This is a genomic window from Vibrio sp. 10N.222.47.A9 (genome assembly GCF_963872585.1).
Classification (GTDB): Bacteria; Pseudomonadota; Gammaproteobacteria; order Enterobacterales; family Vibrionaceae; genus Vibrio; species Vibrio splendidus.
Genome location: NZ_CAWNBB010000005.1, coordinates 1 through 374 on the forward strand (window position 1 = coordinate 1; position 374 = coordinate 374).

Sequence of the window (374 nt, forward strand, 5' to 3'; positions counted from 1 at the left end):
CATCTCGCACATTGACGGATTCAACCGTGAGTGATTGGCACACAAGCGACTCTGAAGTAGGACGCTTTGATGAGCCAGGCGTATTTACTGCGACTAACCAAGGTTATACCACAGTAATGGCCACGAAGGATGGTGTCACCAGTAACACGGTAAGCGAGGATGTTTCAGCAGCGGTCATCACATCAATTCAAGTGACGCCTTCACCGGTGAATATTGCAAAAGGTCAGACTCAACAGTTAACCGCAACAGCGACGTACAGTGATATGACGTCGTCTGACATTTCTAGCTCAGTAACGTGGGAGCCAGCTAACTCGACGACGGTTACCGTGTCATCAACTGGTTTATTGTCTGCGGTTGAAGCGGATAGTACCACA

At 48.9% G+C, this 374-nt stretch carries 1 protein-coding gene; it reads left to right on the top strand.

The genetic code is table 11. The annotated features are described in order from the left end of the window. Nucleotides 1-26: 26 nt before the first annotated feature. A partial coding sequence (locus AACT19_RS01535; protein WP_242658921.1) for an Ig-like domain-containing protein occupies nt 27-374 on the top strand: 348 nt, incomplete at its 3' end.